The 6,807-nt window shown below is 61.6% G+C and carries 6 protein-coding genes and 1 pseudogene; 2 read left to right on the top strand and 5 right to left on the bottom strand.

The window, feature by feature from the left end; translation table 11 throughout:
* From IVB27_RS41020 to IVB27_RS41005, 4 genes and pseudogenes are all read right to left on the bottom strand, one after another.
* On the bottom strand, positions 1-720 hold a 720-nt coding region (locus IVB27_RS41020), incomplete at its 3' end, for an ABC transporter ATP-binding protein (RefSeq protein WP_524536565.1).
* A gap of 212 nt (positions 721-932) precedes the next feature.
* Positions 933-1,598: a nitroreductase gene (locus tag IVB27_RS41015; RefSeq protein WP_247448214.1), complete on the bottom strand. Its 666-nt coding sequence runs from the start codon at positions 1,596-1,598 to the stop codon at positions 933-935.
* Between the two features lie 200 nt (positions 1,599-1,798).
* Positions 1,799-1,996: pseudogene (locus tag IVB27_RS41010) on the bottom strand (NmrA/HSCARG family protein); the annotation flags it as partial.
* 296 nt (positions 1,997-2,292) lie between these two features.
* Positions 2,293-3,174: an SDR family oxidoreductase gene (locus tag IVB27_RS41005; protein ID WP_247448210.1), complete on the bottom strand. Its 882-nt coding sequence runs from the start codon at positions 3,172-3,174 to the stop codon at positions 2,293-2,295.
* 111 nt (positions 3,175-3,285) lie between these two features.
* Here IVB27_RS41005 and IVB27_RS41000 point away from each other — a divergent pair, with 111 nt between their 5' ends.
* Positions 3,286-3,906, top strand: a complete 621-nt coding sequence (locus IVB27_RS41000) for a TetR/AcrR family transcriptional regulator (RefSeq protein WP_247448209.1) — start codon at positions 3,286-3,288, stop codon at positions 3,904-3,906.
* Positions 3,907-3,978: 72 nt separating this feature from the next.
* Here IVB27_RS41000 and IVB27_RS40995 read toward each other — a convergent pair whose 3' ends face one another.
* A complete protein-coding gene (locus IVB27_RS40995; protein WP_247448208.1) occupies positions 3,979-5,406 on the bottom strand; it encodes an aminotransferase-like domain-containing protein in 1,428 nt (475 codons plus the stop codon).
* A 79-nt stretch (positions 5,407-5,485) separates the two neighbouring features.
* On the opposite strand from IVB27_RS40995, the gene IVB27_RS40990 reads away from it, so the two are divergent.
* Positions 5,486-6,766, top strand: coding sequence for a hydroxymethylglutaryl-CoA reductase, degradative (locus IVB27_RS40990; RefSeq protein ID WP_247448206.1), 1,281 nt, complete (start codon positions 5,486-5,488; stop codon positions 6,764-6,766).
* Positions 6,767-6,807 lie beyond the last annotated feature (41 nt).

Genomic DNA, 6,807 nt, shown 5'->3' with positions numbered 1-6,807 from the left:
TTCCGCGAGCTTCTTGCCGAAATTCAGCGCGACGACGTGGTCGGCGATCGACATCACGAGGCCCATGTGGTGCTCCACCAGCAGCACGGTCATGTGGCGGTCGTCGCGGATGCGGCGAATGAGATCGCCGAGAACGTGGACTTCCTCGTGGTTGAGGCCGCCGGCGGGCTCGTCGAGCAGCAGGATCTTCGGATCTGCAGCGAGCGCGCGTGCCAGCTCGACGCGCTTCTGCGTGCCGAAGGGCAGGCCCGAGACAACGGTGTGGGCGACGTCCTCGAGGTCGAGATAGGCGAGGATCTCGTGCACCTTCTTGTTGACGTCGGCCTCACTGCGCCGAACCCAGGCGAGTTTCAAGGAGTCGCTGATGATGTCGCTGGAGGTCTTCGAATGGGCGCCGACGCGGACGTTGTCCATCACCGACAGGTTCGGAAACAGCGCCACGTTCTGGAAGGTGCGGCCGATGCCGATCTCGGCGATCCGGTGCGGCGGCCGCGACAGGATGCTTACGCCATCCATCAGGATATCGCCGGCCGACGGCTGGTAGAGTCGCGACAGGCAGTTGAAGAGCGTGGTCTTGCCGGCGCCGTTAGGGCCGATCAAGCCGAGGATCTGGCCCTTGTGCATGTCAAAGGACACGCCGTTGAGCGCGACGATGCCGCCGAACACGACGCTGACGTCGCGAACCGCGAGCAGGATATTCACGGTTGCGGATGCGCGCAAAGTGGCTAACCTCATTCGATAGCAGACAGTATCTTTATGCGCGGTCGGGCCCTTATCAGCGGGCGAGCTCGTGGCTGAGCTGGGAGACCGCCGAACCAACGAAGTATGGACGTCGACAATCCAGCCCGCAGACGGGATCTCCCTCGCCCGGTTATCCGATCGGGATGAACCCTTTCCCGTCGAATCGCGTCACTGGCCAGATGCCCCGGCGATCAAAATCCGCGAAAAGTTGCGAGTTCTTCCAGCGGCACGCGATCGGTCATGAACTTGTTGATGGGGTGAGCCAGATCCGCATAGCCCAGGGACATTCCGCAATAGACGACGAGGTTTGAAGGCAATCCCAAATGCGCAGATACGGTTTTCGGCCAAGCGGACCATGCCTCCTGCGCGCACGTACCGAGGCCAGCTTCTTCCGCAAGCAGCATCACGGTCTGAATGAACATTCCGAGGTGCACCCACTGCGGCTTGTCAAAACAACGATCGATCGCAAAAATCAGCCCTACGGGAGCACCGAAAAACTCGTAATTCCGTGCGAACTGCTGCAGACGTCCTGCCTTGTCTTCGCGCGGCACCTCTATCGACGCGTAAAGATCTTCGCCATTTTTCTTGCGCCGGGCATTGAACGTGTCCGGCAACTGGTCCGGATACACCTTGAACTCCCCACCCTCTCTTTCTCCTTTGAGGCTTTCGCGAGTTTTCCTCTTCAGTTCAGCCAGATCGTGACCGGCCATCACGTAAACGTTCCATGGCTGCAGATTGCCCCCTGACGGGGACCTAGCCGCAGTTTCCAATATGCTTCGCAATAGATCTGCGCTCACTGGCTTATCAATGAACGCCCTCGTCGATCTCCTCGCCCGCACGGCTTCGCTCACAGACATCATTCCGTCTCCTCCCCGAATGCGCAGCGCCCGAGCGACGCGGGTCTGCTTCATAATTTTCAATAATGGCGCCGCCGGTTGCAATCAGGTCGGTCCCAGGCTCATTTCCGCTCCTACTAAGATACATCTTTTTCCTACTTGATCAACCAGCTTCTTTTGTTGATCATGGCGACCGTTCAGCGCGCAATTGATAGACCTGATCAGGCCGAGGCCGCAATTTCGGCCGCAAAGTCGCGATAGGAGCGCAGCGGGCGGCTAAGCAGGGTCGCTAAACGCTCGACGTCGCCCTCCTCGGGAATTATTCCATCGCTCAGAAAGCGCTCACTCATCAGGCGCATGTCGAAGGCCATCCGGTGCGGCATGAAGTTTCTGAGATTCTGCTCGAACGCTGGGGTCTCCGCCACTGCGGCCGAAGCCGCGATGATCATGCAGCAGGATGACAAAAAGCCCACCTCTGCGAAAACGACGGCGAACGGCTCCAGCCCGTGGTGGATAGAGCCGCCGAAGCCGTGGGCCATCGTTCATTGCCGGATGAGGCCCCTTCCTATCGGGCGCGAACGGCCAACCGTGAAGGGAAATGCCGCCCTCCGCCGGAATGAAGACATCGAGTTTGCTAGTCATGGAGCACCACTCGTGTCATAGATCTTGCAACATCATATGGGGCCCTCCCCCAAACTGGCGCCTTCTCTTTGATCTACTTCTGAAACTTCGAGATGTTTTCGCTCAGCCAGCCCGCGACAGACCGCGGTGCGTGGCCCGTCAAGTTTTCAACCGTTGACGTCGTTTCAGCGAGCGCCGAATCGTGGAAAAGACGATCAAGTCCGACCAGCAAGTCCGCCACAAATTCATTCAGCCCCGAGGCGAGCAGTTTGTCGCGTTGCTCCGCGGCGCTTCGCTGCTGATATGTGACCGTCCGACCAAGGAGTTTCGAGATTTCTTCGGCGATCTCAGCCATGCTCACCGCGCGTGGCCCGGTCAAGTGATAGGTGCGCTGAGCAGTCGGGTGCGCGTCGTCCAGAAGAGCAACGCGCGCGGCATCGGCGACATCGCGGGTGTCGATCAGGTTCACCACTCCGTCGCCCGCCGCGCCACCCCAGGAGCCATCGGCAACTTGAGTGCCGGCCCGCGCCAGGATGTCGACGAAGGTCGATGGCCGCAAAACCGTGTAGCCGATGTCGAAGGTCGCAAGATGCGCCTCGATTTGCATGTGCCAGTCCATCGGGTGCAACCGTGAGGGCGGCCCCATCGCCGACAATTTCACGAGCTGGCCGACGCCTGCGGCGACAGCCGCGTCGATCAGTGCAATCTCGTTGGCAACCTGACGAGGCGACGTGCCATGGGCCAAAAAAAGCCGATCGGCACCGCGCAAGGCGTCCTCGAGACTGGACCGCACATCGAAGTCTACCCTCGCGAGAGAAACACCGGAGGGGACGCGTTGGGCGCTCGGATTTCGGGTCAACGCCACCAAATCGAAAGGTTCAGATACTAGGCTCGCGAGGAGCGCGGATCCAACGCGGCCTGTTGCGCCGGCGACGGCGATCCGGGGGCGGCTGTCGGGCCGTGAGGACTTGAACATTGAGGATCTCCGAGTATCTTGGAACGATCAGTTCAAGATAGTTGGAACGATTGTTCCAAGGAGTCAAGCGGGAATTCAATGAGCGGAAAGCCCCAATTCGATGACGACACCGTGATCAATTCCGCGATGGAGATCTTCTGGCGCCACGGCTACGCAGCATCGTCGATCGATCAACTCACGACGGCGATGGGTCTGTCACGCTCCAGCATGTACAAACGGTTTCGGGACAAGGACGGTTTGTTCCAGGAGGTTCTTTCGACTTACGCCCAACGTGTCCTGAAGCGGATGAATGCGGTTCAAGCCGGTACGAAGCGCGAGCAGCTTGAATCTCTCTTTTACGAGTTCTTGCCGCGAGACGGCAAGACGGCGCGCCCCCCCGGCTGCATGCTCGCTCGATCCTGCATGGAAATGGCCGGTCTGCCACCCGCGAGCCAGGCGGTCGCGCGGGAGGGTGTCTCAGGCCAGCGCGCCATCATCAGCAAGATCTTGCACGATGCGGTCGCCAGCGGAGAATTGGCCCCCGCGTCCGACATCGACGGTCTGTCATGGCACTTCCTCGGCGTGCTGCAGGCCATGATGAACTTGCCGCAGGCCGGCGCCACGTCGGGAGAGCTTCGCCGAGTTGTCGAACTTGCAATGCTGGCGTGGCCATCGGTGCCAGCCGCTGCGGCACCTCAACGGTCTGGCAAACGGAGATCGTCCAGCGCAGGGCCTGGCGAGAAATTACGGTGACAGTCCTGGACTGTCACCGTATTTCCGAAGCGGATGTCATCTTGGTGCAGTATCTGCTGCACTTTAACTCTCCTATTGAGAATTCATCTTTGAAATAAAATCGGCGAAGCGCGGGTCGCCGACATAGGCGATGTTGACACGCATGCCAGGCCACGGCCGCGAATCGGGGATGAAGGTCGATCCGGGCGCCAGCAGGATGCTTTGCTCGGCGGCGCGGCGCGACAAATCCTTGTCGTCCGTGTCGCCCGGCAAGCTACACCACATGTAGAAGCCGCCCAGCGGCCGGCCGAAGACTGGCAGGCCGAGTTGCGCCAGAGTGTCGAACGCCTCGCCGGCGGCGGTCTCGATGCGTCGGATCAGCCGCTTGAGATGGCCGCGATAACGCCCGCTGGTGATCAAATCGTAGATGATCTGCTCGACATAGCCCGAGGAATTGCCCCTCGTGATCATCTTCAGGTCGACCAATGCGCCGATCGTGTCAGCATTGGCAGCGACGAAGCCTGATCGTAGGCTTGCCGACAACGTCTTCGCGAACGTGCCGACATAGATCACGCGCTCGAGCTGGTCGAGCGCGGCAAGGCGCGTACTGCCCGGCGGCATCACATCCGCAAAGGGATCGCTATCGACCACGCGGATGTTGTGCTCGGCAGCGATCCGCATCACACGATGGGCGATCGGCAGTGTGACCGAACAGCCAGTCGGATTGTGGGCCAGCGACTGGGTAAAGAAGACTCGCGCGCCGGTGCGCGCTGCCTGGGCGGCGAGATCGTCTGGATCCGGACCGTCGGCGTTGCGCCGCACGCCGACAAGCTCTGCGCGCGCCAGCCGCAACTTCCCGAACAGCGGATAATAGCCGGGACTGTCGACCAGGACCGGATCGCCCGGAGCGATGAAATGGCGGACAATGATGTCGAGGGCGTCGTTGGCGCCCTGCGTCAGCAGAACTTGCGAAGGCTCGGCGTTGATCGAGCGCTCGGCCAGCATGCCGGCAATGCGCTCGCGCAATGGCAGCAGCCCGTAGGGGCTGCCATAGCTCTCCGGCAAGATACGCTTGCCCGGCTGGCTGACCGGTCGCAGATAGCGCCCGACCTCGGAGCCCTCCATCCAGGCTGCGGGCGGCCGTCCGTCGCCGACGCGCACCTCATAGCGTTTCTCGAGCTGCTCGCGCAGCAACCAAACGTGATCGAACGTTTCGATCTTCGCCGCGTCCGGCTGCTCGGCTGTATTTGGGCGATGCAATGAGACATAGAAGCCGGAGCCAGGCCGGCTCTCGACGCGGCCGGTCGCCACCAGCCGCTCATAGGCCTCGACGATGGTGTTCTTTGAGGCCGCGAATGTCTCGGACGCGGTGCGGATCGACGGCAGACGCTCGCCGGGACGCAAATGGTTGCGGTCGAGCCGCGCCACGATGGCCGCGACAATGGTTTCGACGCGCGATCGCGCGCCGTTCGATTGCGATTTTGGCCCAACTGTACCCATCGAACGGATGGTACGGGTCACGTCCAGATTATGCAAACCGTTCCTTGTCGGCACCGCTGTCTGGGTACAGTTTCCGCCGAAAGGCTCGACGGGAGGCGACATGACGGTTCGGCACGGCGCAAATCGCACATCGCGTATCAGTGGATTCCACCTCAAATCCCCGCATGCACGGCTCAACCAGGTCGCTTCCTTTGCGGAGCTCGATCCGGCTACCGTGGCGCATCTTGCGAACACGGGCAATCTTTCGCCTGAACTCGCCGACAGGATGATCGAGAACGTCATCGCCACGATGAACGTGCCGATCGGCATTGCCACCAACATGAAGATCGATGGCGAGGATGTCCTCGTCCCAATGGCGACCGAGGAATCCTCCGTGGTCGCCGCGGTCTGCAATGCCGGTCGCCAGACCTACGAGTCCGGCTTTACGACCTCGGTCTCGGGTACGCTGATGATCGCGCAAGTGCAGGCCGTCGATGTGCCCGATCCGCACGCGGCCCGTCTGCGTCTTCTCGAAAAGCGGGACGAGATCAAGGCCATCTGCGATAGCTGCGATCCACTGCTGGTCAAGCTTGGCGGCGGCTGTCGCGACGTCGAGATTCGCGTTCTCGATACGCTCGGCGGCACCATGGTGATCACGCATCTGATCGTCGACACGCGCGACGCAATGGGCGCCAACGCCGTCAACACGATGGCGGAAAAGATTGCACCGCAGATCGCGGCCTGGAGCGGCGGTCGCGTGTTCCTGCGAATCCTGTCGAATCTGGCGGATCGGCGGCTGGCCCGCGCGCATGCGGTCTGGAAGCTCGAGCAGATCGGCGGCGCCTCGGTTCGCGACGGCATGCTCAGCGCCTACCATTTCGCCGAGGCCGATCCGTACCGCGCCGCCACCCACAACAAGGGCATCATGAATGGCATCAGCGCCGTCGTGCTGGCGACCGGCAACGATACCCGCGCGGTCGAGGCCGGCGCTCATGCCTTCGCTGCGCGGAGCGGGCGTTACACCAGTCTGACCCGCTACGAAATCAACAAGGATGGCGATCTCAGCGGCTCAATTGAATTGCCGCTGGCGGTCGGGCTGATTGGCGGCGCGACCAAGATCCACCCAACCGCACAGGCCTGCCTGAAGATCCTCGGCGTCACGACAGCCGAGAGGCTGGCGCGAATCATCGCCGCCGTCGGTCTCGCCCAGAACTTCTCCGCCCTGAAGGCGCTGGCGACCGTTGGGGTGCAATCCGGACACATGGCGCTTCACGCTCAGAACGTAGCAATCATGGCCGGCGCGATCGGCAACGAGATCGACATGGTTGCGCGCGCGCTGGTCGAGAGCGGCACGGTCCGCATCGACGTGGCGCAGGCAGAACTCGCGAAAATCCGGACCTGACCGCCGTCAAGTATGGATAGAAAGCAAAAAGCAACAGGGAG

The sequence above is a fragment of the Bradyrhizobium sp. 197 genome, assembly GCF_023073375.1.
GTDB lineage: Bacteria > Pseudomonadota > Alphaproteobacteria > Rhizobiales > Xanthobacteraceae > Bradyrhizobium.
Note: the sequence above shows the minus strand (reverse complement) of the source record. Positions and strands in the feature narration are given on the sequence as shown.